This is a genomic window from Candidatus Accumulibacter necessarius (assembly GCF_036625085.1).
This window is the reverse complement of sequence record NZ_JAZKUM010000005.1, coordinates 368,621-393,591: the sequence shown is the minus strand read 5'-3', so window position 1 is coordinate 393,591 and position 24,971 is coordinate 368,621. Positions and strand designations below refer to the sequence as shown.

21 protein-coding genes are annotated in these 24,971 nt (G+C 65.7%); 6 read left to right on the top strand and 15 right to left on the bottom strand.

Features of this window, described 5'->3' with window-relative positions; genetic code table 11:
- Window positions 1-15: 15 nt before the first annotated feature.
- The 4 genes from V5B44_RS15655 to V5B44_RS15640 form a co-directional block, all read right to left on the bottom strand.
- Window positions 16-4,041, bottom strand: coding sequence for a caspase family protein (locus V5B44_RS15655; RefSeq protein WP_332359930.1), 4,026 nt, complete (start codon window positions 4,039-4,041; stop codon window positions 16-18).
- Complete coding sequence (locus tag V5B44_RS15650; RefSeq protein WP_332359929.1) at window positions 4,028-4,957, bottom strand: AAA family ATPase; 930 nt, start codon at window positions 4,955-4,957, stop codon at window positions 4,028-4,030. Before V5B44_RS15650 ends, V5B44_RS15655 begins: the two co-directional genes overlap by 14 nt.
- Before the next feature lie 19 nt (window positions 4,958-4,976).
- Complete coding sequence (locus tag V5B44_RS15645) at window positions 4,977-6,437, bottom strand: hypothetical protein (protein WP_332359928.1); 1,461 nt, start codon at window positions 6,435-6,437, stop codon at window positions 4,977-4,979.
- Between the two features lie 229 nt (window positions 6,438-6,666).
- Window positions 6,667-8,262, bottom strand: a complete 1,596-nt coding sequence (locus V5B44_RS15640; protein ID WP_332359927.1) for a hypothetical protein — start codon at window positions 8,260-8,262, stop codon at window positions 6,667-6,669.
- Between the two features lie 541 nt (window positions 8,263-8,803).
- Here V5B44_RS15640 and V5B44_RS15635 point away from each other — a divergent pair.
- Entirely contained in the window at window positions 8,804-9,781 is a 978-nt protein-coding gene (locus V5B44_RS15635; RefSeq protein WP_332360060.1) for a hypothetical protein, read from the top strand.
- 61 nt (window positions 9,782-9,842) lie between these two features.
- Here the strand turns inward: V5B44_RS15635 and V5B44_RS15630 are convergent, their stop codons facing one another.
- Window positions 9,843-10,631: a GAF domain-containing protein gene (locus V5B44_RS15630; protein WP_332359926.1), complete on the bottom strand. Its 789-nt coding sequence runs from the start codon at window positions 10,629-10,631 to the stop codon at window positions 9,843-9,845.
- A 328-nt stretch (window positions 10,632-10,959) separates the two neighbouring features.
- On the opposite strand from V5B44_RS15630, the gene V5B44_RS15625 reads away from it, so the two are divergent.
- The 5 genes from V5B44_RS15625 (at window position 10,960) to V5B44_RS15605 (ending at window position 15,186) form a co-directional block, all read left to right on the top strand.
- Window positions 10,960-12,510 carry a DUF2868 domain-containing protein gene (locus tag V5B44_RS15625; protein ID WP_332359925.1) on the top strand — a complete coding sequence of 517 codons (1,551 nt, stop codon included), beginning with the start codon at window positions 10,960-10,962 and terminating at the stop codon, window positions 12,508-12,510.
- A complete protein-coding gene (locus V5B44_RS15620) occupies window positions 12,507-13,973 on the top strand; it encodes a DUF3482 domain-containing protein (RefSeq protein WP_332359924.1) in 1,467 nt (488 codons plus the stop codon). The genes V5B44_RS15625 and V5B44_RS15620 overlap by 4 nt, the downstream gene beginning before the upstream one ends.
- Before the next feature lie 142 nt (window positions 13,974-14,115).
- Window positions 14,116-14,436, top strand: coding sequence for a DUF883 family protein (locus V5B44_RS15615; RefSeq protein ID WP_332359923.1), 321 nt, complete (start codon window positions 14,116-14,118; stop codon window positions 14,434-14,436).
- 17 nt (window positions 14,437-14,453) lie between these two features.
- Entirely contained in the window at window positions 14,454-14,864 is a 411-nt protein-coding gene (locus V5B44_RS15610; RefSeq protein ID WP_332359922.1) for a phage holin family protein, read from the top strand.
- A complete protein-coding gene (locus V5B44_RS15605; protein WP_332359921.1) occupies window positions 14,845-15,186 on the top strand; it encodes a YqjK family protein in 342 nt (113 codons plus the stop codon). The genes V5B44_RS15610 and V5B44_RS15605 overlap by 20 nt, the downstream gene beginning before the upstream one ends.
- A gap of 52 nt (window positions 15,187-15,238) precedes the next feature.
- Here V5B44_RS15605 and V5B44_RS15600 read toward each other — a convergent pair whose 3' ends face one another.
- The 10 genes from V5B44_RS15600 to gshA form a co-directional block, all read right to left on the bottom strand.
- Entirely contained in the window at window positions 15,239-15,970 is a 732-nt protein-coding gene (locus V5B44_RS15600; protein WP_332359920.1) for a uracil-DNA glycosylase family protein, read from the bottom strand.
- Window positions 15,937-17,196 (bottom strand): AmpG family muropeptide MFS transporter, encoded by a 1,260-nt coding sequence (locus V5B44_RS15595; protein ID WP_332359919.1) that lies wholly within the window; start codon window positions 17,194-17,196, stop codon window positions 15,937-15,939. Before V5B44_RS15595 ends, V5B44_RS15600 begins: the two co-directional genes overlap by 34 nt.
- A complete protein-coding gene (gene metW, locus V5B44_RS15590; protein WP_332359918.1) occupies window positions 17,196-17,819 on the bottom strand; it encodes a methionine biosynthesis protein MetW in 624 nt (207 codons plus the stop codon). The genes V5B44_RS15595 and metW overlap by 1 nt, the downstream gene beginning before the upstream one ends.
- Window positions 17,816-18,943, bottom strand: a complete 1,128-nt coding sequence (gene metX, locus V5B44_RS15585) for a homoserine O-succinyltransferase MetX (protein ID WP_332359917.1) — start codon at window positions 18,941-18,943, stop codon at window positions 17,816-17,818. Before metX ends, metW begins: the two co-directional genes overlap by 4 nt.
- Before the next feature lie 161 nt (window positions 18,944-19,104).
- Complete coding sequence (gene ptsP, locus V5B44_RS15580) at window positions 19,105-20,853, bottom strand: phosphoenolpyruvate--protein phosphotransferase (protein ID WP_332359916.1); 1,749 nt, start codon at window positions 20,851-20,853, stop codon at window positions 19,105-19,107.
- A 7-nt stretch (window positions 20,854-20,860) separates the two neighbouring features.
- On the bottom strand, window positions 20,861-21,130 hold the full coding sequence (locus V5B44_RS15575) for an HPr family phosphocarrier protein (RefSeq protein WP_332359915.1): 270 nt from the start codon (window positions 21,128-21,130) through the stop codon (window positions 20,861-20,863).
- A gap of 25 nt (window positions 21,131-21,155) precedes the next feature.
- A complete protein-coding gene (locus V5B44_RS15570) occupies window positions 21,156-21,548 on the bottom strand; it encodes a PTS sugar transporter subunit IIA (RefSeq protein ID WP_332359914.1) in 393 nt (130 codons plus the stop codon).
- A gap of 70 nt (window positions 21,549-21,618) precedes the next feature.
- The gene (locus V5B44_RS15565) at window positions 21,619-22,656 is read right to left on the bottom strand and encodes an FAD:protein FMN transferase (RefSeq protein ID WP_332359913.1); all 1,038 of its coding nucleotides are present in this window, start codon (window positions 22,654-22,656) and stop codon (window positions 21,619-21,621) included.
- Entirely contained in the window at window positions 22,638-23,591 is a 954-nt protein-coding gene (gshB, locus tag V5B44_RS15560) for a glutathione synthase (protein ID WP_332359912.1), read from the bottom strand. The genes V5B44_RS15565 and gshB overlap by 19 nt, the downstream gene beginning before the upstream one ends.
- On the bottom strand, window positions 23,582-24,892 hold the full coding sequence (gene gshA, locus V5B44_RS15555) for a glutamate--cysteine ligase (RefSeq protein ID WP_332359911.1): 1,311 nt from the start codon (window positions 24,890-24,892) through the stop codon (window positions 23,582-23,584). The genes gshB and gshA overlap by 10 nt, the downstream gene beginning before the upstream one ends.
- Window positions 24,893-24,971 lie beyond the last annotated feature (79 nt).

Below are 24,971 nucleotides of genomic sequence, written 5' to 3'. Positions count from 1 at the left end.
GCCCACGCGGCATCACTACTGAGTATTTGACAAGACCCCGCCCGGACCCACGTTGCTCTCTTCGGGAGGCTCCAGCTGTTGCTGCTGTTGCTGCTGGGGCTGCTGTTGCTGCTGGGGCTGCTGGGGCTGCTGGGGCTGCTGGGGCTGCTGTTGCTGTTGTTGTTGTGGCTGTTGTTGTGGCTGTTGTTGTGGCTGCTGCGGCGCCTGCTGTCGCTGTTGAGGTGGCGGATACGCTTGCTGCACGGCAGGGGGCGCGGCCTCCGGCTTCGCCTGCGCAGGCGCCGCCGCTGGCCGCTTTGCGGCCGTCTCGGGCAGCTTCGGGCCGATCGGCAGCAGCAGCACTTCGCCACCATCACTCCCTGCCGCCAGCCACTCGGCGTAGCCAGGCGTCTGCGTTTTGCGCGCCTCGGCCGGAAGGCGGCGTGCGACATCGGCCACCAGCGCGCGTCCGCCGAGCGCACCCGGTGCGCTCGCCAGGGCATTGGCCAGGGCAGTGGAAAAGTCCCCGGTATCCATGCTCTGCTGGCCGGCGCCCGCCGAGTACAGCAGGCCGCGCGCGCCGCTGCTTGCGGTCGTCGCTTTTGGCAGGGTCGCCAGCCGCCCCGCCTCGACCGTATCGACGATGGTGAGGATCTGCCGCGCCGGAATGGCGGCAATCCGGGCGGCGAATTCGGCGCCGGACAGTTCACCGGTCGCCACGGACGCGCCGCCACTGCCTGGCGGCAAGTGGAAGCTAAAGCTGCGTTCGCCCTTGCCATACTTGCTGTTGCTGGCGGCGTAGCTGCCGAAACCCGAGAAAAAGATCAGCAGCCGGTCGCGCGGCGCAAGGCTGACAGCCAGTTCGTCGAGGGCCTTGAGAACTTCGGCCCGGCGCGGGTTGTCAAGCCGGGTAAGCTCGAAGCCGTAGCGCCGCTGCAACACCTCGGCCACCTTGCGCACGTCCGGCAGCGGACTCTGAAGGCGCGCGCCGGGGCCCAGATCGGCGACCGCGATCGTCAGCAGGACGTTGCGGCCCGGCTTTTCGACTCGCCACAACTGCACCTGCCGTTCGCTGTCGGCCAGCGCCAGCGTCAGGCCGTCGCCGGACAGCGCCACCGGGCCGGCGGCCTGCAGGCCATCGAGCATCGTCGGCTCGGCCTGGCCGGCGCGCAGGAGCAGCAGTCTGCCCTCATCGTCGGTCGCCGCCAGCGTCGCGCCGTCGGCACTCACCGCCAGGCCGCGACCCCAGGTCCCGGCTGGCAGCTTGCCGCCTGCCCGCGCACTCGCAGTGAGCGCCGCGCGCAACGGCAACACGAAAACGCGACCATCGGCAGCGAGCACTGCCATCTGCTCTGCGCCCTGCGAGACGGCGCAGGCCACCGGCTTGCCGCCGACGATCCCGGCGAGGAAGCCGGCACCGACCGACAGGGCCTCTGCGGCTGGCGCGTCAATTGCCACGCACAACTGATCGGCGGCCGGCCCCGACGACGACCCCGCCTGGAGCTGGAACTGCCCGTCCGGCGCCTTGCCGTAGAGCGCCGCGCTGCGGACCGTGCTCGCCCGCAGGCGCGCCAGCGTTGCGTCGATGGCGCCACCGATGGGCGCGCGAACCAGCAAGCCGGCCTGGCTGACGCCAAGCATGCGCCCGGCGCCGAGCGCGACGGCACTGATGGCGTCCGCCTCCGTCGGCGTTTCCGCCGCCACCTTGTTCCAGCCCTGCTCCGTTTCCTGCCACGCTTGCAGCCCACGGTGGCTGTCGCCGATCAGCAGGCCGCGGCCCTCCGCATCGAGCGCGATGGCGGTCGGCAGGCGGACGACCGCGACCGGTGTCGGTCCGACGACCAGGACCGTTTCGCGCCAGGGCAAGACCGACTGCAGCAGCACCACGCCGAGCGCGGCGACAAACAGCAGCGGCAGCGGCCGCAGCCCGGCCAGCGGCAGGCCATGGCGGTAGAAGATCCGCCGCAACGCGTCGCTGGCACGCACCCCGAGTGGGTTCGAAGGCGCACTCATGAAGCGCAGGAAGACGCGATCCTCGGCGGCGGGCAGGACTTCCACCGTCGGCGGCCCACTGCACAGCGCCTTCAGGCCCCGCCAGACGTCGGCGAGAGCGGAACGGCGGGCCGGTGGACCGGCAACGATGCGCAGTGCTCCGGCATCGCCCGGCGCCTCCCGCAGACGGCTCAGGAAGTCGTCCAGTTCGGCCCGGATCAGCTCCTGCGCCGCGGTGGGCAGCCGCGCCAGCAGCGCCTCACGCAGCCAGTCGGGCATATAGCCATGCCGCAACCAGGGCAGCTGGGCCAGCGCTGGCAGTCGCTCGGCAAGCTGGCGCTCGTCGGCAATCAGGCACGCCCCGATGCGCAGGGTAATGCCCCAGTGAATCTCGGGGTAGACCGCGCATCCCGCGAGCCAGGTGAACGCTGCCGGCGGCAGGTCGTGCTCAAGCGCAGCGATCACCCGGCTGATGAAGGGCTCGCCCGGAGACTCGGCGTCGAGCAGCCGGTCGAGGTCGCGCAGGTAGGCGGGACGCGGGCGCTCGGCAGCACGGCTGTCGGGAGGCGTGATCGCGCGGTCACGCCCGATGACTTCAGCGAGCCGCTTGAGGCCGACCGCGTCGAGCGGCAGGATCGTGAAGCCGGTCCGTTCGACGAGCCATTCCTGGCGACCCCACTCGGCCTGGGGCCGCGGCGTCATCAGCACTGGCCGCCCCCACTGCAATAGGCGCTCGACGCTCGCCACCGGCCGGCCGCTGTAGGGATCGAGGAGATCGCGGCCATCACCGAAGACGATCAACCGCCGCTCGCTGAAGCGCGCAAAGAGCTGCGCGAGGTCCTGCGAACCGAGGTCGCGGGCCCCGTGCTTGAACGGCTGATGGCGGCAGCGGGCGGGGTCGCGGTCGTAGAAGAAACGTTCGAGCGAGAGGCCGCGGTCGTAGAGGCCGCGCAGCAGTTCGTCGGCCATCAGGGCGAAGTGATCGCGCAGGCTCGCGCGGTCCACCAGGACGAGAAATTCCGATTCGATACGGGAGCCGAACACCGGCGTCAGCAAGCCCCCCTGGCGGAGCGTGGCGGCAACGGTACGGTCCACGTCCAGTTCCGCCGACGGCATCAGACGCCGCCGGCGCAACTCCCGGCCGAGCTGGACCAGCTCCGCGTGCAAGGCGCCATGCAGTTCACCCCGGTCGGACTGAAGGCGCTTCTCGGTGTCGCGACCGCCGGCCGGCAGGCGCTCCAGCCAGCCACGTCGACGCAGACCATTCCACAGCCAGCCGCCGGCAAGCAGGAGCAGGAAGGCGGCGGCGACCGCCAGGTGATCGGGAACGAGACGGTATTCCTTGCTCACCGTCGGCGCGGGGCTCTCGGGCGCCGCGGCCGCGATGCGGCCGGCGGGCGAGAAGCCCGGCGGCACTTCGGGCGGTTTCGACGGCTCGACGGCCTGAGCCGCGGTGGAACGTTTGAGGACGAGGCGCACTTCCGCGGGTAGCGGTGGTGCCGGCACGGTCAGTTCGCCGGCTTCGAAGTCGGCATTTTCCGGCTGCGCCCGCAGCGTCAGCGGCAGGTGGTAGCGCCGGTATTCGACGGTGGCGGTCGGTACGGTCGGTGAAACCGAGACACTGTGATCGGCAAACGAGAGATCCAGCCGGGCGCCGAGCGCTCGGCCGTCTTCGCCTTCGACACGCACCGCCAGCGCCAGCGGCCGCAGCCAGACGGCGGTGACGAGGCCGAGGAAGAGCATCAGTGCCAACAGGCCGGGAAGCCAGACCGGCGGGCGGCGCAGCGGCGGGAGCGGCGCGGGCGGCGGTGGCGGTTCTTGGTGCAGGGAATCCAGCCCCCAGGCGTCGATCCAGCTGGCGAAGAGGGGGAAGAACTGCTGCTGTTGCTCGGGCGTATTGCAGAAGACCGGCGCCAGGTAGGGCGCCAGATCGCGCGGCGCCGGCGGCTCGTCGCGCAGGGCCAGACCGGCGAGCACCCGGCGAGCAGCGATCAGCTCGTGCGCGCTGACGTCAAAGTCGTTTCGCCTGAGCTTCTCGCCCAGGTCAACGAGTGCTTCAGTACTGAGCATTGTCCGGCAGCGCGCCGAGTTCCTGCACTGCGAACGCGCGCACGCGTTCGAGGTCGTCGCGGGTCTTCACCAGCACGCCAAGCGTGCCCTTGAGGACCAGGGCAATCTCCGGGAGGTCCTCGGCAGCGCGTGCGCCGCGAGCGCGCAGGGCCTTCAGCCAGCCCACCAGTTCGGCAGTGGCGGGCGGCTTGTCGAGTTCCAGTTGCCGCAGCTGGTAGAAGAAATCGACCGCTGCCACGGTACAGGCGAGCTCGCCATCGAGGTTGGCGCGAACGATCTCCAGCATCGCGGCCTTTTCCGGGAAGGGGATGTGGTAGAACACGCAGCGGCGCAGGAAGGCGTCGGGCAGGTTCTTTTCGCTGTTGCTGGTCAGCACGACGACCGGCCGGAAGTCCGGGTCGGCTTCGATGGTGCGCATTTCGAGTTCCGGGATGCGGAAATACTGACGTTCGATCTCGTTGAGGATGTCGTTGGGAAAATCCCGCGGCGCCTTGTCGATTTCGTCCACCAGTACCACCGACTGGCGCGGCTGGCGGTGATCGGGCAGCAGATCAGCGACCTCGCTGCCGGACCGGGAGCGCAGGATCGCCTCGCCGAGGGCGTTGAAGCTCAGATAGTCCTTGTTCTCCCGGCTCATCGCGGGATCGTGGGCGGCGTGGAAGCGACGCAGGTTGTCGAACTGATAGAACAGATCGCGCGCCGCGCTGGTCGATTTGGTCTCGAACCTGAGCAGCGGCAGTTCCCCCTCGCCCATCTGAGCGCCGAGCGTGCAGGCCAGGTGGCGGGCGTAGGTGGTCTTGCCGGTGCCTGGCTCGCCAGTCAGCAGCAGCGGCTGGTTGAGCTGGATGGCGACCTCGGCGGCGATTTCCAGGTTGGCGTGGGAAATGTAGCGGTCCTTGCTGTCGGGCGTGGTCATGGGGGCTCCTGGGTCCGGGTCAGCCCGGTGTGGCGAGGCGGTCGCGCAAGTCGTCCATGGTCCACAGCGGGCGCTCGGCGAACAGCTGGTTGATGATGGCCTTGAGGCGTGTTCCGAAAAGCTGCCTGACAGATTCGTGGTTCAGCCAGTTCTCGATGTCCTCGCGGGTGATCGGCGGCAATTCCGGCAACTTGACGATCTCCGGCGCCAGCCCGACGGGCGGCACGGGCGGGTTGAAGCTGGCCACTTCCTCGAGGATGCGCCGGCGCTCACTCGCCAGACCGGCGCTGCTTTCGTCTGCCGCGTAGCGCACGCAGGCGACAAGCACGAAGAGGTGGCGGGCCGGTTTGTCCAGCCAGCTGCTCAACCAGGCGGCAGCGCTGGCCAGGAAAAGGCGCTCCTTGCCGCGGATCACCTCGCTGGTGGGCTCCAGAGCGAGGATGAAGATGCGCCGCTGTTCGGCCGTCATCCAGCGCTGCAGGTCTCGCCAGGAATCGAGATCCGGGTTCCGGACCCCGTCGCGAATGCCGCGCAGGATCGAAATCCCGAGGGTCTCCGGCGTCGCCAGCGACAACTTGCCAACCACCGGTACCAGCGCCACCTGCTCGGGCGTCACGCCCGGGATCTGGTTGCGCATTTCGTACTCGCGCACCCGCTGCAGGAAACCACGGTGCCCCTCGCGCGTGCCGCCGGGCAAGACGCACAGAATGCCTGCGCCAGGCCGGGCAAGCTTGACCCGCTGGCGCATCGTCTCGGTGAACAGGTCGCGTACGTCCTCACGGTCGCAGAGGTGTATCAGGTGATCGAGCCGATCGGCCAGCTCAGCGGCGCTGACCGGAGCGACGACCATCGCGGGCACAGCGCTCAAGGCCGGCGTGGCCTCCGGCGCGTCGACCGGCACGGCCTTGCGGATGAACTGCTTGAGGTGCTCGCGCAGGAGGTCGGTGAACTGCTGGTCGTGGAGAAAGTCGTTGAGACCGAAGCGCAGGGATCCGTCGGCCGCCCGCGAACCGGCGACGAAGGCCTTGAGGCGACGATACTGCTCCTTCTTCTCTTGCTCCTGTGGATCGTCGACGTCCATCTGCGGCGGGCGGGCGTAACGGTAGATCCACACCTCCCGCCCGGCGCTGGACGCGTCCTCGAGTTCCCAGACGGTTCCGGAGGCGTAGACGGTGCCGTCGGCCCGCCGGTTTTCCGGCGGCAGCGGCGTGCCTAGGCGCCCCCACAGCAGAACGATCGTCAGGTCGCACTCGCGCGGCAATGCCAGATAGGCATTCACCGAATCCTGCGGTGGACGCACGCCACTGAGGGGAACGGCGGCGCCCTCGGTATCCCAGGCAACCACCTCCAGCGCGCAGCGCTCGGCCACCAGCGGATCGACGTTGAGTGCGTCAACCACCTCGCGAACGATCTCGCGCTGTCGCGCGACATCGCCGGGAGAGGAGAGGAACAGCCGCAGAATGCGCTTGTTTACCGGCACGGCATCAACCTCGCTTCAGCGTACAACCCGAATGGCTGTGCAATTTCTCAGTCTAGTCCTTTCGGGGTGACCGGCTGAAGTATAGGGGCGTCGCGTTCCCAGTCAATCAGGGAATACTTTGCGACACGGACAATCCATGCCACGGGTGAACTGCCAGGGCGCAGGCGTGCGCGTCTCAAGCCCGGTGACGACGGCAGCTGGCCCGCCGGCGCGCAGCAGGCCGACGCCTTCAGGCTGGCTGCGCGCCGAACAACAGGCGAGTCGCCGTTGCCACTGTATCGCCTGGCGACCGCCCGGCTTCAAGCACGAAAACATGGCGGTTAACCGGCAGTGCGGCACGCCGGCTGGCCGGGACTGCGGCAAGAAACAGCGATTCCGCCAGGTCAACGCGAGTGCTGGCATCGACCAGGAGCACGATCGGTTTCTCGCCAAGGCATTCGGCCAGGCGGCCGATCTCGTACTGGCAGCCGAGCCTGCTTTCGTCAAAGCCGCGCAGATCCATCAGGATCGCATCGCAGCCAGCAACCAGGGCATCGAGCGTGCGCTGCCAGGTATTTCGATGGCAGAAGAATTGTGTCACGCGGTACAGACCGTCCGGATCCTGACGCTCGTCAAGCCGCGCCAGGCGCTGCGCCAGATCAGCGCCGTCCTTGACGAATTCGCGCGCCAGGCCACCGGTCAGGAAGCCGTAGAGTTCGCTGGGATCGATGTTGCGCAGCGCCAGGTCGGGGCCGGCGATCAGCGCCACGGTACCGACCGGCCGCCAGCGTAGCGTCAGTTCATCGAGCAGCCGTTCGCTGCGCCGGCCATGGCCGAACACGCGCAGCAGGAGCAACCGCGCTGCGGGTGGGTCCTCGCTGCGGCGACCGCCGATCAGCGCACGACTGACAAGCCAGTATGCGGCAAAGCCGCCCAGTGCGATCAGTTGCCCGAGGCTGTCGCGCGTGATGACGAGAATGGTGGTCTCGATCAACGTGAGCAGCAACCACCAGATGTCGATGGACAGCATTTGTTCGCTGCTCCGCTTGCTTTCATACCAGCCGCAGATGTGCCGCGCGACGGGCAGCGCCAGCAGTGTGCCGCCCGCCAGCCCTGCCAGACGGAACAGCCAGATACCTGCACTGTCGCCGACGATGAGCCGGCCAAATTCAAGGAAGACCAGCCAGCCGAGGCTTGCGCCGAACGCCAGCACCAGGATCAACGGCGCGGCAGCGCGCCAGTAGCGCAGGTTGAAAATTGCGAAAATCACAGCCGGGATCAGGATGTAGAGCTGGAATATGCTCCAGACCAGCCCGCGCGCCGCACCGGCCGGAAGCAAGGCCGCCACCAGGCCGCCGACAGCCCACAGGGCGCGGACTGCGGGCCGCGGCGAGAGGACCTGCGAGACCGTCGGCACCACGGGCAGCGACAGCATGAGCACGACGGGCAGCCCGATCGCCAGGCTGGTGTAGGCACTGGCGCCGCCGAGGAGCAAGACGAGTGCGATCACCACCGCCTGCGCGACACCACCAGCAACGTAAGCCAGCGCGATCCGCCGCAACTTGCCGTGGGCCTGCTGTGCCAGGGAGCTTTCGCGCGCAGCGACAACAAGCGCGTCGCCGGCACGAACGCGCGGCAGTACCGGCTGCACCGCTTGCTGCACGGCCGTTGGCAGGCTTGCCCCGCTGCTCTCGAGGGGATCGGCAGCGTGCGCAGCGCGGTTCATCGACGCCGTCACCTTTCGCCGGAAGACACCTACCACCACCGGTGTCACCAGCAGCGTCACGGTCACCGCGAACAAGGCGCCGAGGAGCAGAAACTTCTGCAACACAAACGATTCGGACATGGCGAATGGCTGCTCCCTGACGGCGCCGCTCGCGGCTTGACCGGTTTGATCACGACCCGGACCTGACGGTGGCCTTTGCGGAGACAGAGGTTTTCACAGCAGGCAAACCCGAGGAACCGCCGCTGAGTATGCGTAGCGCCATCAGTTGCTGTCAATCGCGCATTCGGCCGGACGGGCTGCTGCCAACTCACCACAATGCCACGTCCGCCGATTCCGCCCGCTTTGCCCCCGCTTTGCCCCCGCTTTGCCCCCGCTTTGCCCCCGCGTTCCCCCTGGCCAGACTGGCTGGGTGAAGGGTTACGTCCAACGACGGGTGATGGGGGCTCGCCTTGCTCACTCTGGCTCGGCGATAGCCATGCGCTGTCCCGTGCATCAAAACGGTGCGCTGGCGAGATGTTGCGAGCACCGTGATGGAGCGCACAGACAGCCAGAACCACTGCCGATACGCTGTGACTGGATACGAAAGAATGCGTTGCTGAAGCGGCAGTTGCGCGCACGATTCTTGCTTCCGATAGGAAGTTTCTTGGCTGAGATCAGAGCAATGACCAATGTCCACCGTCTCGAACGACCTTCGTTTGGCGAAGCGCTGCCGCCTGAGGGGACGCGCAGAATCATCGACAACGAGGAGCGTGTGCTCTATGACGGTTACTGGATCAAGACTTACCCGGTTCCCTCCGATTCCCTGCAGGCAAAGAAGCTGCTGATCGAAGCGCTGACCCGGCGCCTCTTCAACCACACCGAGCACGGACTGAATATTCCGGGATGCCGACTGGCAGAAGCCCGGCAGAGTTATCAGGCGGAAACCGACCCGGGCCGGCGGCGGGTCAAGGCGGCGATGCTCGCCGGCGCCCTGTTCAATCGCGCCACCGACATTTTCCGGAAGCTGGTCGAGCTACAGGCGGACGGCATCGAGGTCCCCAGCGACGACGCGCTGATGCGTGAGTGTGGCCAATGTCTGCTCGATGCGATGGACCTCGGCCACGTCGTCCTTCACCGCAGCGGCGAGGAAGGGATCGATGAGCTGTGGGGCGAGCCCTTCCGGGCCTTTTCGGTGTCGATCGAGGAGTTCTACGAGAGCCGCTACATCAAGATCGGCCAGAGCATGCGCGACATCGACTGCATCGCCAACGCCATGGTCGCCAACTTCAGCGGCATTCCCGCCTTTGCCGCGATCGAGGCACCGGTGCGGCACTTTGCCAATGCGGCCAGGATCAAGGCGGAGACCCTCCGTACCGACCCGAACATCTTCGATGTCTGGGCACAACTGGTCACGGCTGGCGAAAGGCTGGCCAACTTCACGCCGACACCGGCATCAAAACCGCTACGCGGTCAAACCACGCGGCGTTTGCACCGCGTTTCCGATGGCCTCCAGTTGCTTCGTAACGGTCGCGCGCTCGTCTTCTACATCGCCCGTGCGCGCACGCCGATGCCCAGGAGCACGTGCGACTACATCGAACGCTGCCAGGCTTACCTCGCCACTGGCCGGATTCCTGTCATGGCGGCGCCGTTGCCGGCATGAGTCGTTCAGGAAACAGATTCGCTGCCTGACAGACGCTCGCCAGCCAAGCATTCACCAGATCTCAGTTGGCCGCTTTTGTCGCAGCCGCAGTTCGCGCGGTTGCTTCTCTCGGCAGTTCGGGACTTTCCCGGTCAATTCGCTGGCTGTGGCGACGAAGGCTGCTGCTCAGTTGCGAGATGATTTCCGAAGCAGCGTTGATGATCTGCCTGGATCCGAAGCCGGCACGGCTCATTTCCTTGAAAAAGGATTTGGCCACGATCCTGGCCACTTGGTCCGGATTCGGCAGAGTGCTCGCCAGGGCCCGCCCGATGTCTTTCTCCGCGGCCTCGACGAGCGCCAACTGGGCAAAACGCGAATTCAGGATGTTCTGCAACTGCACCGCCTGAATGGTTTTCCCGACGAACAGCGCAACCACCTCCAGCAGCCGCAGGTCACCGGTGTTGAAGGCGCGCCCGTGCCGATGCGCGCTGATGTTGAGAACGCCGACAATACGACCATTGATCAGGACCGGCGAGCAAAGCAGGCTCTTGTGTCGATCATCGGCACGCCGCGCACAATGTGCAAACTCGGATTGCTGAATGTCCTCGATCAAAAGCGCTTGGCCGGTAGCGACCACCCACCCCGAAATTCCCTGACCGCTATCGGTGGACTCGTTGTAGGCGGCCGCGGGCAGCGGCCCGAAGCTGCCGCAGACGCGCATGCGGGGGCTTTCCGGTTCGCCGTCGCTGAGCAGCATCAGCGAACAGTTTTCCGCATTGAGAACGCTTGCCGACATCGCAGCCAGCCGCTGCATGTTGTCGTCAAAATCCCCCTCTTCGAGAAAACTGGCCAAGTCCTGAAGCTTGATCAATGAGCTTTCCGCGTAGGCCATCGCAGTCCCCGAGAATCCAACGGCAATCGTACCATAGGGAGGCCGACAGCGAACCGATGGACGTCACCCTTTACGTGACGGCTTTCCCTGATCCGTCATCGCAAGCATGGGTTGCCCTGAAGACCAGCAAGTGACCTGGCTCGGTCAATGCTGCCCGGGAAATGGTCAATAGTTCGTCTGGCTCTGGGCAGTCCCCGCATGATTCGCCCATTGCGTCGGTTCCGGTAGAATACCCGCTCGAACTCTTCCCTCATGACCACCCTGAGCGTCTGCTCGCCACCGTCGTTCTCTCACGGAAACCGGGACCATGCCTGTACCACCCAAGGTGTCGTGTTTGGCGCCAGGGGCGTTGACGCGGCTCGATGTTGCCGGCTGCCAGGCGACCCGCAGGGGCCCTGCCGAAAGCACCGCCCTCGACCTCACCGCAGTACGCGCGCTCGAGACTGCCGACCGCACGCACACGCTATGGACCGATGCCGACCGGGCATGGGCGAGTCGCGCAGCCGCCGAAGTGGTTGGCCAGGGCGGCTCGCCGCAGGCTTTCCTGGCGCAACGCGCGCGGCTGGCGCTCGCTCGCCTGGGCGAACGCTTCAAGGCCGTGCCGCGAGCTGCGCGCACGCTGCGCTGGCGACCCTGGCTGGGCACCGTCATCGTTGCCGCCGCGTTCGCTGCCGGCGTGGTGATCGACCGCATCGGCAATAGCCAGGGAATCAACGTGCTGACGCCGCCGGTACTGACCTTGCTGGCATGGAATCTCGCGGTTTACGGGTTGCTCGCGGTCCGCCTGACCACCGGCTACGGCAAGGAGGCGCCGTCGGGACCATTGCGGCAGGCGGTCACACGACTGGCTGCCGGGCTGCTGACGCCGCACGCCGGAGGCGAACTCGGTACTGTGCTTGCCCGCTTGGCAAGCGACTGGTCGCGCATCGCCGCCCCGCTCTACGCTGCGCGCGCGGCGCGCATTCTCCACCTCGCCGCCGCACTGCTGGCCGCGGGCCTGCTGGCCGGCCTCTACCTGCGAGGCATGGTGTTCGAGTATCGTGCGAGCTGGCAAAGCACCTTCCTCGATGCCGGTCAAGTGCACCAGCTGCTCGGCATCGCACTGTCTCCGGGCACGGCGCTGACCGGCATTGCCGTTCCTGCCGCCGGGGAGATCGAGGCGATCCGCGCACCCGGCGGTGAAAACGCCGCCCGCTGGCTGCACCTGATGGCTGCGACCGTGGCCGTCGTCGTGATCGTCCCGCGTCTGCTGCTCGGATTGTTCGCCTGGCTGATCGAACGTCATCGCGCGACGAATCTGCCGATTGCGCTCGAAGATCCGTACTTCCAGCGGCTGCTGCGCGACTTCGATGGCGGGCCAGCCCGGGTATCTGTCGTGCCCTACAGCTATACGGTTCCGCCGACGGCAACGGCCGGGCTGGAGCGACTCGTCGCGCGCGCCTTCGGCGCTGGTGCGGCGCTGACGATCAGCCCGCCGGTCGGCTATGGCGGCGAGGATGCGCTGCCCATGGTCCCGGCCAGCACTTCTGCGGCGAGCGTGATCGTCCTGTTCAACGCCACCGCAACGCCGGAGCGCGAAGCGCACGGGGCCTTCCTCACCGCTACTGCCGCCCGCTTCAGACCAGCCGGCGCGCTGCTAGCGCTGGTGGACGAGAGTGCCTTCAACGCCCGCTGGGGCAGAGGCGCTGCACGCACCGAGGAACGGCGTCGCGCCTGGCGCGAACTATGCGGTCAACAGCAGGTGCCCTGTGCCTTCGCCGATCTCGCGGCGGCGGGGGCGGACCTCACGTCGGCCGCTGCGCAACTGGCCGACGCCCAGACGGCCATCGAAACTGCGCTTGCCGAGGCGACCCGATGAGCGGCGCCGCTGGTGCGATTGCGCTGTCGCTGATCTCGCACACCAACGCCGGCAAGACGACGCTCGCTCGCACGCTGCTCGGGCGCGACGTTGGCGAGGTGCGTGACGCGCCGCACGTCACGACCGAGGCGACACCGTATCCGCTGATCGAGACGCCGCAAGGCGACGCGCTGGTACTCTGGGACACCCCCGGCTTCGGTGACAGCGTGCGGCTCGCGCGGCGACTCCGGCAGCAGGGCAACCCGATCGGCTGGTTCCTCTCGCAAGTCTGGGACCGCTTCCGCAACCAGCCCTTCTATCTTTCGCAACAGGCCGTACGCAACGTCCGCGACGATGCCGACGTCGTCCTCTACCTGGTCAACGCCTCCGAAGCCCCGGCCGACGCCGGTTATCTCGCCCCCGAGCTCGAAGTGCTGGCGTGGATTGGCCGGCCCGTCGTCGTGCTGCTCAACCAGACGGGAAGGCCTCGCCCGCGCGCTGCAGAGGAAACCGATGAAGCGCGTTGGCGTGAGGCGCTGCGCGCCCACCCCCTGGTCCGCCAGGTACTCGCACTGGACGCCTTCGCGCGCTGCTGGGTGCAGGAGATCGTGCTGCTGCGAGCCCTCGCGCCGCTCGTCGCCACCGATAAGGGCGACGCCTACCAACGGCTGGTCGGTGCCTGGCAGACGCGGCGCGACCTGCAGTTCGACCAGGCCATGACGGCGCTGGCCGCACCGATTGCCGCCGCTGCCTGTGACGTCGAAAGGCTTGCCAACCCGCGCTTCCGGGACACGCTGCGCGATGCCTTGCGCTCGCTGGTCGCCGGCCAGCAGGAAAACGACGACCAGCAGCGGGCAGCGCGCGCGCTCGCCAGCCGCCTCGACGCCGGCCTGCGCGAGAGCACCGAGCGCCTGATTACCATCCACGGCCTCTCTGGCCACGCCGCCGACGAGGTGCGCGAGCGGCTGATCGAGCATGTGCGAACGCAGGGACCGATGCACCAGGGCAAGGCCGCGGCACTCGGCGGCGTGGTGTCGGGCGCCCTGTCGGGCCTGGCCGCCGACCTCGCGGCAGGCGGTCTGAGCTTCGGTGCCGGCACGCTGCTCGGGGCAATCGCCGGCGCCGCCGGCGGCGCCGGGCTGGCACGCGGGGTCAACGTCCTGCGCGGCCACAGCGACGCGCAAGTGCGCTGGGACGACAAACTGCTCGATGGGCTGATCACCTCCGCCCTGCTGCGCTACCTCGCGGTGGCGCACTTCGGCCGTGGCCGTGGCGAATGGAAGGAAAGCGAGTACCCGCCGTTCTGGCGCGAAATCGTGCAGCAGACCGTGGCAGCCCGCCAGCCAGCGCTTGCCGCCCTCTGGGCACAGCGCACTCTGGCCGCCAATGCGGCAAACCTTGAAGCCGGCGTGTACAGCTTCCTCAGGGAAGCCGCACGTTCGCTGCTTGACGAGCTCTATCCAGGGGCATTGGCCGCAAGCTGAGCGCAACCAGATCGCTTGTTTCCGGCAGAGTTGCCTCTTTTCATTGATCTTCGCCCGCGTTTTCTATAATGTGAGTATCTCGTCGAGGTCTGCTGTTGCACCATCGCTTTCCCTGTCATCACCTTCCACTGTGAGGTTCGCCATGTCTGAAGTTACCGATCTTTCCACCGCCAACAAACAGAAACTCGTCTCCGACATGAAGGTTGTGGTCGCAGACGCAGAGGAAATCCTGCGCGCCACTGCCGGCGTTGCCGGCGACAAAATGGGTGATTTGCGCGAACGCTTTGGCGAACGTCTACGCGATGCCAAGCTGCGCCTGGCTGATGCCGAAGCCGCGCTGGTCGACCGCACCAAAGCCGCAGCGCGTGCCACCGACGACTATGTGCACGAAAATCCGTGGCGCGCGGTTGGCGTTGCCGCCGGGATTGGCTTGCTGCTTGGCGTGATCATCGGCCGGCGTTAAGCGGACCCGTCCGAGAGATGAGCGAATCCGCCAGCAGTGCAAGCGGCGGCCTGTTGGCTGCCACCAGAAACAGCGCTGCGACACTGCTGGCTACCGGGCGCACGCGTCTTGAACTTCTCGCCAACGAAATCAGCGAAGAAAAGCTGCGTGCGGTCCACCTCCTGCTGCTGTCGCAGGTGGCGGCTTTCTGCCTCATGGTCGCCACGATTCTGGCCATCGGCGTGCTGCTCGTCCTGTTCTGGGACAACCGGCTGGCCATCCTCGGTGGCCTGACCGCCTTCTTCCTCGCTGGCAGCGGCCTCGCTTATCTCGCTCTGCGACGTACGATGACGCGCAGCAACCGCCTGTTTGCAGCCAGCATTTCCGAGCTTGGCAAAGACCTTCGTCAGTTGCAGGGCGCGGCCGGCAATGAATCAAGACCTGATTAGCCTCGCCATCGAGCGCGGCAGACTGCTCGAACGCATCAGCAACCAGCGCCAGCTGCTGGGTCAGCAACTACAGCCGGTTGGCGACGCCCTGGAGACCGCTGATCGTGCAGTCGCGGCCGTACGCAAGGCCGGTACTTACCTCGGCCAGCACCCGGAAGTCGTCGCTGCCGGTGTCGTCGTGCTGGTTGTCCTGCAACCCGGCCGCGTGTGGCGCTGGAGCAAACGCGGGTACTTTGTCTGGCGCACTTGGCGCCTGCTGCGCCGAAAGATGTCGGAACTCGGCATCAACCCCGCCCGTCGCGGCGCAGCCGGTCAAGCGTAGGAACGTCGCCATTGCCCGTTGACTCGGGCCAGAGCCGGACAGGCAGGCAGTTTCAATCCCAGACGCCCAGGGCGACCAGCTGCCTGGTCGCCGCTTCCGCCCAACCGCGGTTGGCAACCGGGCTCGCGGGACTCGGATGCAGCACGCGACCGATTCTTGCATGCGTCCCCGCCAGCGCTTCGGCGGCACGCGCTTCGGCGAAAGCGCCAATGCCAATCACCCATTCCGGCTGCATGGCGGACACCAGGGCCAGCAAATGAGCGTCACAGGCCGCCCTCAGCGGCGCCGCCGCCGCTGCCGCCAGCTTGTCCGGGGTCAGGTTGCGGCCATGATCGAAGAAAGCCAGGGGACAGTAGTTGGCGACAAAGTGCTCGGCAAAGAAAACATCGGGGCTGCCGAAGCGCTCGCGGAACAGGCCCCAGAGCCGTCGCCCACTGACCTCCGAACGTGCGCAGGCGAAGCCTTCGATCGGCCGCGCCGGGTTTTCCGCTGCCGGCTTCTGCACGATCGCCTCGAGCCCCAGCCAGTCACGGACGACGGCGATTTCACCGAACGGCACGCCGGTTTGCACCATCCCGAAAGGGCCCGGGTTCATGCCCAGGAACACCACCCGCCGGGTACTCGCAGCATAGCGGCGCAGATACCGCTCATGCACCGCCCAGGCATAGGTCAGCGGGTTGTAGAGATGGCTGACCGGTGGCGCAAAGGTGAGCGTCGACAGACTTGCCGACAACCGCCGGGCGGCAGCGATCAGGCTTTCGGCGACGGGGGTATCTCGTTCCATGGCGCAACCTTGAGCAGCAGGGCCATGCCCGGCGCAGCAAGGACGAAACAGAGGATGAAGAAGCTGACCCAGCCCATCGACTCGACCAGCGCGCCGGCGCTGGCATTGATGAAGGTCCGCGGAACAGCGGCGAGACTGGTGAACAGTGCAAACTGGGTTGCCGTGAAGGCCGGATTGGTGGCGCGCGCAATGAAGGCGGTGAACGCCGCCGTACCGAGACCGACACCCAGATACTCGGCAGCAATGACCCCAGCGAGCGCTGCCCGGTCAAAGCCGTCGATGCTTGGCTGGACGCCGCGCCACGCCAGCCAGGCGAAACCAAGAATGGTCACCATCTGCACCAGCCCAAACAACCACAGCGCCCGGTTGATACCCAGGCGGACCATCCACAGGCCACCGAGCAAGCCACCGAAGACCGCCGGCCACAGTCCGGCATGCTTGGCAATCATGCCGATGTCGGTCTTGCTGTAGCCGAGGTCGAGATAGAAGGGGGTGGACAGCGCCGTGGCCAGCGAATCGCCCAGCTTGTAGAGAAAGATGAAGCCGAGCACGGTCAGCGCCCCCGACCATCCCTGGCGACCGATAAACTCGTGAAAGGGCTCGACTACCGCCTGGCGCAAGGTTTTCGGTGCCCCGACCACGGCCGGCTCTTCGACCAGCAGCACCATCCCCATGCCCGGCAACATGAAGGTAGCCGTAATCCAGAAGACCTGCCCCCAGGGAAGCAGGTCCGCGAGGATCAGCGACAGGGACCCGGGGACCAGACCAGCGATCCGATAGGCGTTGACGTGCACCGAGTTGCCCAGGCCGAGTTCCTGATCGCTGAGAATCTCGCGCCGGAAGGCGTCCAACGCCACGTCCTGCGTCGCAGAGAGGAAAGCCAGCGCCACCGACAACCAGATCACCGGGGTCAGATTAGTCGACGGTGAGAAGCCACCGAGCAGGCCAATCGAATACAGCAGGCCAATCTGCGAGACCATCATCCAGCCGCGCCGCCGACCCAGCGGCAGGCGATAGCGATCGAGCAGCGGCGCCCAGAGGAACTTCCAGGTGTAGGGAAACTGGATCAGCGCGAACAGGCCGATGGTCTTGAGATCGACGCTCTCGCTGCGCAACCAGGCGGGCAACAGGTTGAGCAGCAGGTACAGCGGCAGGCCCGAGCTGAAGCCGGTAAACACGCAGATCAGCATCCGCCTGGTCAGCAGCAGGCGTAGCCAGTCGGGCATCAGGATTTTCGTCCGAGGCGATAGAAAGCCAGACTGCCGTTCAGATTGGGATCGTGGCTGACCTCGCGACCCGTTTCGTCGAAAGCCAGACGCTCGCGAATCTCGATCCCCAGCCTGCTGCACAAGTCCTCGAAGTCAAAAATCGTGAAGAAGCGCACGTTCGGCGTATCGAACCAGTCGTAGGGCAGGTCCTCCGAGACTGGCATGTGCCCTTCGGCAATCGCCACCCGGTTGGCTCGATAGGCAAAATTGGGAAAGCTGACCACCGCCTCGGCCGCCACCCGCAGCATCTCGGTCAGGATGCGCTCGGTGGTGCGCATCGTCTGCAGCGCCTGCGAGATGACCACATGGTCGAAGGAGTTGTCCTCGAAGCCGGACAGCCCACACTCGATGTCCATCTGGATCACATCAACCCCGTTGCGAATACAGCCGAGAACGCTTTCATGTTCGATCTCGACACCGTAACCACTGACATCCCGGGTTTCGCTCAGGTAGCGCAGCAATCTGCCGTCACCGCAGCCCAGGTCGAGAACACGCTCACCGGGTGGAATCCAGCTGGCAATCACGGCAAAGTCGAAGCGCTCCCGCTGCTCGGCCCTGACTCTCCTCTCGTGCTCCGTCATACGATGATGTTCTCCAGATAGGCGGCCAGCAGCGCATGGTAGTGTCCATCGTCGAGCAGGAACGAGTCATGCCCGGCGTCACAGTCGATCTCCGCATAGACGACATGCAGGCGATTGTGCAGCAGCGCAAAGACGATCTCACGCGAGCGTACCGGTGCAAAACGCCAGTCGGTCGAGAAACTGGCGACGAAGAAACTGGCCCTGGCGCGCGCCAGCGCCGCCGCCAGACTCCCGTCGTACTCATAGGCAGGATCGAAGTAGTCGAGCGCCTTGGTCATCATCAGGTAGGTATTGGCGTCGAAGAAGCCGGCGAACTTGTTGCCCTGATAGCGGAGATAGGACTCGATCTCGAAATCGACGTCGTAGCTGAACTTGTGCTCGCCGTGACGCAACTGCCGGCCAAACTTCTCGGCCATCTGGCTATCCGACAGATACGTGATGTGGCCGACCATCCGCGCAAGTCGCAAGCCCCTGGTCGGGATGACGGCATGGTCAGCGTAGTAACCGCCATGGAAATCGGGATCCGAGATGATCGCCTGCCGTGCCACCTCGTTGAAAGCGATGTTCTGCGCCGACAGCTTCGGCGCCGAAGCGATCACCATCGCGTGCCGGATGCGGTCAGGAAACTGCAGCGACCACGCCAGTGCCTGCATGCCGCCGAGGCTGCCGCCGATCACTGCCGCCCATGTCTGGATGCCAAGATGGTCTGCCAGACGTGCCTGTGCCGCTACCCAGTCCTCGACCGTCACCATCGGGAAATCGGCGCCGTAGCGCTTGCCGGTCTCCGGATTGACCGACAGCGGACCCGTCGAACCATGGCAACCACCCAGGTTGTTGACGCCGACAACAAAGAACTTCCGGGTATCGAGCGGCTTCCCCGGACCGACGAGATTGTCCCACCAGCCGATGTTCTCCGGATCGTCGGCATACTGCCCGGCGACGTGGTGGCTCCCGGAAAGGGCGTGGCAAACCAGCACGGCATTGGAGTGCTCGCCGTTGAGCGTGCCGTAGGTTTCGAAAGTCAGTTCGAAGCCGGGCAGCACCGCTCCGCTTTTCAGCGTCAGCGGCTGGGCAAAGTGCACTCGCTGCGGCACAACAACTCCGACAGAATTCTCTGATGACATCGCGATCGTATCGGTACCAGGACAGAAAGAAAAACCCAGTCGGCTAGCAAGGCGGACTGGGTGTGCCGCGCTTTAGCCGTATTTATAGTGCGCCCGCAAGCTGATCGTTCAAATCGGCGCCAAGGCGGCGAAAGTTACCCGCAGCCCGCGAAAAAGTCAATTCAGACGCTCGTGTTGAGCTTCTCCAGTTGCTCGCGAATCTTCGCCGGCTCTTCATAGCGCAACATGCGGCGAACGATCGGCGCCAGTTCGGAACAGTTGCTCTGCATGATCTTCTGCTTGACCAACAGGATCTGCGCCGGATGCATCGAGAACTGCCGCAGCCCCATGCCCAGTAACAGGCGCGTCAGCGTCGGATCGCCAGCCAGCTCGCCACAGATCGAAACCGGGATCGCCACCTTCTCGGCGCTCGCGATGGTGTGCGCCAGCAGCATCAGGACCGCCGGATGCAGCGGATCATAGAGGGCGGCCACCTGTTCGTCGCTGCGATCGATGGCCAGGGTGTACTGGATCAGGTCGTTGGTCCCGATCGAGAGAAAATGTACGCGCCGCAGGAAGAGACCCACGGCCAGCGCAGCGGCCGGGATTTCGATCATCGCGCCGACCGCGATCGCTTCGTCGAAAGCAACCCGCTCGCCGCGCAGGCTCGACTTGGCCCGCTCGATGGCGGCAAGCGTCTGGTCGATCTCGTGGGCCTGCGAAAGCATCGGGATCAGCAGCTTGATCTTGCCGTACTTCGAAGCGCGCAGGATCGCCCGCAACTGCGTCTGGAACATCTTCGGCTCGGCCAGCGACAGGCGGATGGCGCGCAGGCCGAGCGCCGGGTTGCTTTGCAGGCGATCACCGTGCACCTTTTCCGGATGCAGATCCTTGTCGTAACCGAGGTCGAAGGTGCGGATGGTGACCGGTCGGCCGCCCATCCCCTTGACTACCGTCCGGTAGGCCTCGAACTGCTCATCTTCGGTCGGCATGTCGCCACGATCGAGGAACAGGAACTCGCTGCGAAACAGCCCAATGCCCTCGGCGCCGCCGTCCAGCGCATTGGCCACATCGCCGGGCAGCTCGATGTTGGCGTGCAGATCGATGTCAACGCCATCGAGGGTGACCGACCTCGCCGTCTTCAGCCGCTTGAGCTTGGTGCGTTCGAGCTCGATCTGGCTTTTTCTCAGCCGATACTCTTCCAGAATGCGCGCATCAGGGTTGACGATCAGCACGCCACGCGTGCCGTCGACGATCAGGACTTCGCCATCGTGGATCAGTTGTCGGGCATTGAGCAGACCGAGGACGGCAGGAATCCGCAGGCTGCGCGCCAGAATCGCGGTGTGCGAGGTCGAGCCGCCGACATCGGTCACGAAGGCCGCAAAATGATGCTCCTTGTAGGCAATCACATCGGCCGGCGAGAGATCATGCGCGACGACGATCAGATTCTCTTCCCTGATGCCTTTGCCTGTTCGCAGCGACATCCGGCCCGGCTGGCCGACAAGTTCCTTGATCACCCGCTCGACGACCTGGCGCACGTCATAGCTCCGCTCGCGCAGGTACTGATCGTCAAACTTCTCGAACTGGGCGACCAGGATCTCCATCTGCTGCACCAGTGCCCATTCGGCGTTGCAGCGACGCTCGCGGATCAAATGCTTGGGGGTTTCCGCCAGCTCGGGATCGGAAAGGATCATCGAGTGCAGATCGATGAAGGCACCAAACTCGGCCGAAGTGTGCTGCATGCGCCCTTTCAGAGCCGCGAATTCCTCGCGAACCCGCTGCAGCGCGGCCTCGAAGCGGGCAACCTCCTTGTCCACCATGCGCGGCGCGATGACCAGGTGAGAGACTTCGAGCGTCGCGTGCGACATCAGATGCGCCTGACCGATTGCGATGCCACCTGAAACCGCCAGACCATGCAGGGTAAAACTCATGATGTACCTACTCCGCCTCGCCAAACCGGTTCGCGATCAGTTCGAGGATCGCCTCGCTCGCTGCCAGCTCGTCTGCTCCATCGGTCTCGACGATCACCGTCGAGCCCTTGCCGGCGGCCAGCATCATCACCCCCATGATGCTCTTGGCGTTGATCCGGCGGGCCCCCTTCTCCATCCAGACCTCGCTCCCAAAGCGGCTGGCGAGCTGGGTCAACTTGGCTGAAGCACGCGCGTGCAGGCCCAGCTTGTTGAGTACTTCGGCTTCAACACGTACCATTCAGAACTCCTCTGGCCCCGGGGGCCTAGGCCGGCGGTGGCAACTTCACCACGCCATCATGGGCGCCGCTGATCGCCTTCTGGAGCATCGTTTCCATGCCCTTCTCGCGATACGTCAGCGCACGCAACAACATCGGCAGATTGACTCCGGCAATGCCTTCAATGCGTCCCGGTTCGAGCAGCTTGAGCGCCAGGTTGCCGGGCGTCGCCCCATAGACATCGGTCATCACCAGCACACCCTCGCCAGAGTCAACCTCTCTCAGCAGCAGGCGCGCCAGCGGCAGAATATCAAGCGGGTCGTCCTGAGCGGCCACACCGAGCTGCGCAATCAGTGGCGGACGCTTGTTGAGGACATGGCATACGTTCTGAACCAGGCTTTCACCAAACGAACCATGCGTTATCAGTAAGACACCGATCATTGCACTTATCCCTTACGACAGGCCGCCATTCTAAGCGATTCCCGGTCGCCCGGCAGCATCGGCAGGCCGGTCACGGGATCACGTCGAGCGCCTTCGGCTGACCACCGACGTACACCAGCCGGCCCTGCATGGCACTGCTGACCTGCAGGCGACCGGTCGCGTCGACGCGCAGGACGTGCTCGACCTGCAGCTTCTGTGCCAGGCGTGGCCAGTCGCTGCCGGCGATGAACAGGGGTTTGGAGGCCACATCGGACAATGCGCCGGCCGCCGGGCGCGACGTGATCAGCACGGTCAGCGCCTGCGTGTGCATCACCGGCTGGCCGCTGCGTGGATCGAGCAGATGGCAATAGCGCCGGCCATCGAGCTCGAAATAACGCTGATAGTCACCCGAGGTGCCGATCGCCTCGCCATCGTCTAGCTCGACCGTCGCCAGCGGGCCCGGCTGGCGCGGATGCTGGATTCCGACCCGCCAGCGCTGCCCGTTCTTGCTGCCGAACGCCATGACGTTGCCGCCGATATTGATCAGCGCGTGCTGTACGCCCTGCGCCTTGAGGATGCTCGCTGCGCGGTCGAGCGCGACCCCCTTGAGATAGCCGCCAAAATCCAGCGCCAGCTGCTGCTGGCGACTGCTGGCGTAGTTGCCGTCAAGCCGAAGGTCGACGATGCTCGGCCGGGCCGCTTGCCAGACAGCCAGAGCGCTCGCTTCAGGCAGCCTGGCGGGCAGCTCGTCCGACTGGAAGCCCCACAGGCTGACCAGACGACCAATGCCGGGGTCGAAGAGTTGCTCGCTGAGTCGCGTCAGGCGCTGCGCTTCGATGATCAGCTCGGCCATTTCCGCCGTGACCGGTTGCCGCCTGCCAGCCGCGACGGCCTCGTTCAAGGCGCTCAGCTCGGACGGCCTCCAGGCGTGATAACTGCGATGCAGGCGATCGAACTCGCTCAGCACGGCGGCCGCGGCCGGTCGCGCCTCCGCCTCGGCCAGCCCGGCAATCAACACTTGCACCCGGGTGCCGAAAACAAAGGCTTCCTGTTGATGCAGCGGCGCTCTGCTGCAGGCCGGCAAGGCCCACGCCAGAACCAGCAGAAGCGCTAGGCAGCGGCCACGCACTGGCGCTCCAGCGCGGCAATGAACATTTCGGCGGCGTCGAAACCAGTCTGCTCGGCGATCTCGACCATGCAGGTCGGGCTGGTGACATTGATTTCCGTCAACCAGTCGCCGATCACGTCGAGACCGACCAACAGCAAACCGCGGGCAGCCAGCACCGGCGCCAGCGTGCTGGCGATTTCCCGGTCGCGTGGGCTGAGTTCGCGTGCCACGCCGGTGCCGCCGGCAGCCAGGTTGCCGCGCGTTTCGCCGGCCTTGGGAATGCGTGCCAGGCAATAGGGAACGACCTCGCCACCGACAATCAGGATCCGCTTGTCGCCATCGGCGATCTCGGGGATGTAGCGCTGCGCCATGATCGTGCGGGCACCATCGTGGGTCAGCGTCTCGACGATCACGTTGCGATTCGGGTCGTCGTGACGGACCCGGAAGATCTCGCTGCCGCCCATGCCGTCGAGCGGCTTCAGAATCGTATCGCGTTCAAGGTCGATGAAAGAGTGGATCACGGCCGGCGCACGCGCCACCGCCGTCGGTACTGTAAACTGCCGGAACTCGGCCACCGACAACTTCTCTGAATGGTCGCGCAGAGCGCGCGGTCGATTGAAAACGCGCGCGCCCTCGGCTTCGGCTCGTTCGAGCAACCAGGTGGTGGTCACGTACTCCATGTCGAAGGGCGGATCCTTGCGCATCAGGACAGCGCGAAAATCCCGCAGCGCGACGACGTAACGATCGACCTCGACGAACCAGTCCTGGTCGTCAGCCAGCATTTCCAGATGCACCGCTTCGGCACAGACGCCGTGCACGGGCGACCAGTGTATCGCCGCCTGCTGCACCGCCCAGACGGCATGCCCGGTAGCCTGCGCGGCGCGCATCATCGCGATGCTCGTATCCTTGCAGGCCTTCAGCGACGGCAGCGGGTCGACAATGAATGCTATGCGCATGATATCAGCTCCTCTCGTGGCGCGGTACGTTCGAGTTCAAGCGACGCGGCGAGCTGCGCCAGACGAGCCACCACGCCATAGGCGTAGAAGCGGTTCGGCGCCGCATCAGGGTTCTGGCAGTGATCGGGCAAGGAGCAACTGGTCTCGAAGGCGAGTGGCTCGAAGTGCATTCCCGGTGCATTGAGGTTTTCGTCCTTGCCACGACCGCTGTGCACGCGGTAAAACCCCCCGACGACAAAGCGGTCGATCATGTAGACCACCGGTTCGGCGACTCCTTCCTCGACTCCGCTGCCCACCCGCTCGTAGGTATGCACCCCTTCCTGGATGATCACCTGCGACACCGCCAGGCCTTCCTTGACAACTGACATCTTGTTGCGCTGTCGGCGACTCAGACCGGTCACCTGGGAAGCGTCCTTGACCGTCATCACGCCCATGCCATAGGTGCCGGCGTCGGCCTTGACGACCACATAAGGGGTCTCGTCGATGCCGTATTGCCGGTACTTCTCGCGGATCAGGCCGAGTACGGCGTCGACGTTGGCTGCCAGGCAGTCCTCGCCCTGCCGCTCGTGGAAGTTGACGCTGTCGCAGACTGAAAAGTAAGGGTTGATCCGCCACGGGTCGATCCCGACCAGTTTGGCAAAGTTGCCGGCGACCTCGTCGTAGGCGGCGAAGTGGTTGGACTTGCGGCGCAAGGCCCAGCCAGCGTGCAGCGGCGGCAGGACGAACTGCCCGTCGAGATCCTGCAGTATCTCCGGGATGCCCGCTGACAGGTCGTTGTTGAGCAGGATGGCGCAAGGATCGAAGTCCGCCAGCCCAAGCCGGCCAGCGCTGCGCCGCAGGGGCTCGAGGAGCAGCATCGCACCGTCAGGCAGGGCAACCGTCGTCGGCTTGTCAATCTCCGGCAGCAACGAACCTAGGCGCACTTCAAGTCCGGTCAGGCGCAGGATCGCCGCGATCTGGGCCACATTCTGCAGGTAAAACAGGTTGCGCGTGTGGTTCTCGGGAATCAGCAAGAGCTTCCTGGCGTCCGGGCAGATGCGGTCGATGGCCGTCATCGCGGCCTGGACGCAGAGCGGCAGGAAGGTGGCAGCCAGATTGTTGAAGCCGCCCGGGAAAAGATTCATGTCCACCGGTGCCAGCTTGAAACCCGCGTTGCGCAGATCGACCGAGCCGTAGAAGGGCGGCGTATGCTCCTGCCACTGACCGCGCAGCCAGCGTTCGATCGCCGGCATGGCGTCAAGGAAGCGGCGCTCGATCTCCAGCAGTGGGCCGTTGAGGGCAGTCGTCAGGCGTGGAACCATGGGCTCATCTCCTCCCCGCGAACACCAGGCGGCGCCGGGGATACTTGGTGGCGAAGCATGCCGCAGCGGCAGCGGACGC

What these genes read in the sequence shown, in the direction of transcription:
- V5B44_RS15655 (WP_332359930.1), bottom strand. Translation starts at nt 4,041, where the DNA reads ATGCTCAGTACTGAAGCACTCGTTGACCTGGGCGAGAAGCTCAGGCGA.
- V5B44_RS15650 (WP_332359929.1), bottom strand. Translation starts at nt 4,957, where the DNA reads ATGACCACGCCCGACAGCAAGGACCGCTACATTTCCCACGCCAACCTG.
- V5B44_RS15640 (WP_332359927.1), bottom strand. Translation starts at nt 8,262, where the DNA reads ATGTCCGAATCGTTTGTGTTGCAGAAGTTTCTGCTCCTCGGCGCCTTG.
- V5B44_RS15635 (WP_332360060.1), top strand. Translation starts at nt 8,804, where the DNA reads ATGACCAATGTCCACCGTCTCGAACGACCTTCGTTTGGCGAAGCGCTG.
- V5B44_RS15625 (WP_332359925.1), top strand. Translation starts at nt 10,960, where the DNA reads ATGCCTGTACCACCCAAGGTGTCGTGTTTGGCGCCAGGGGCGTTGACG.
- V5B44_RS15620 (WP_332359924.1), top strand. Translation starts at nt 12,507, where the DNA reads ATGAGCGGCGCCGCTGGTGCGATTGCGCTGTCGCTGATCTCGCACACC.
- V5B44_RS15615 (WP_332359923.1), top strand. Translation starts at nt 14,116, where the DNA reads ATGTCTGAAGTTACCGATCTTTCCACCGCCAACAAACAGAAACTCGTC.
- V5B44_RS15610 (WP_332359922.1), top strand. Translation starts at nt 14,454, where the DNA reads ATGAGCGAATCCGCCAGCAGTGCAAGCGGCGGCCTGTTGGCTGCCACC.
- V5B44_RS15605 (WP_332359921.1), top strand. Translation starts at nt 14,845, where the DNA reads ATGAATCAAGACCTGATTAGCCTCGCCATCGAGCGCGGCAGACTGCTC.
- V5B44_RS15600 (WP_332359920.1), bottom strand. Translation starts at nt 15,970, where the DNA reads ATGGAACGAGATACCCCCGTCGCCGAAAGCCTGATCGCTGCCGCCCGG.
- V5B44_RS15595 (WP_332359919.1), bottom strand. Translation starts at nt 17,196, where the DNA reads ATGCCCGACTGGCTACGCCTGCTGCTGACCAGGCGGATGCTGATCTGC.
- metW (WP_332359918.1), bottom strand. Translation starts at nt 17,819, where the DNA reads ATGACGGAGCACGAGAGGAGAGTCAGGGCCGAGCAGCGGGAGCGCTTC.
- metX (WP_332359917.1), bottom strand. Translation starts at nt 18,943, where the DNA reads ATGTCATCAGAGAATTCTGTCGGAGTTGTTGTGCCGCAGCGAGTGCAC.
- ptsP (WP_332359916.1), bottom strand. Translation starts at nt 20,853, where the DNA reads ATGAGTTTTACCCTGCATGGTCTGGCGGTTTCAGGTGGCATCGCAATC.
- V5B44_RS15575 (WP_332359915.1), bottom strand. Translation starts at nt 21,130, where the DNA reads ATGGTACGTGTTGAAGCCGAAGTACTCAACAAGCTGGGCCTGCACGCG.
- V5B44_RS15570 (WP_332359914.1), bottom strand. Translation starts at nt 21,548, where the DNA reads ATGATCGGTGTCTTACTGATAACGCATGGTTCGTTTGGTGAAAGCCTG.
- gshB (WP_332359912.1), bottom strand. Translation starts at nt 23,591, where the DNA reads ATGCGCATAGCATTCATTGTCGACCCGCTGCCGTCGCTGAAGGCCTGC.
- gshA (WP_332359911.1), bottom strand. Translation starts at nt 24,892, where the DNA reads ATGGTTCCACGCCTGACGACTGCCCTCAACGGCCCACTGCTGGAGATC.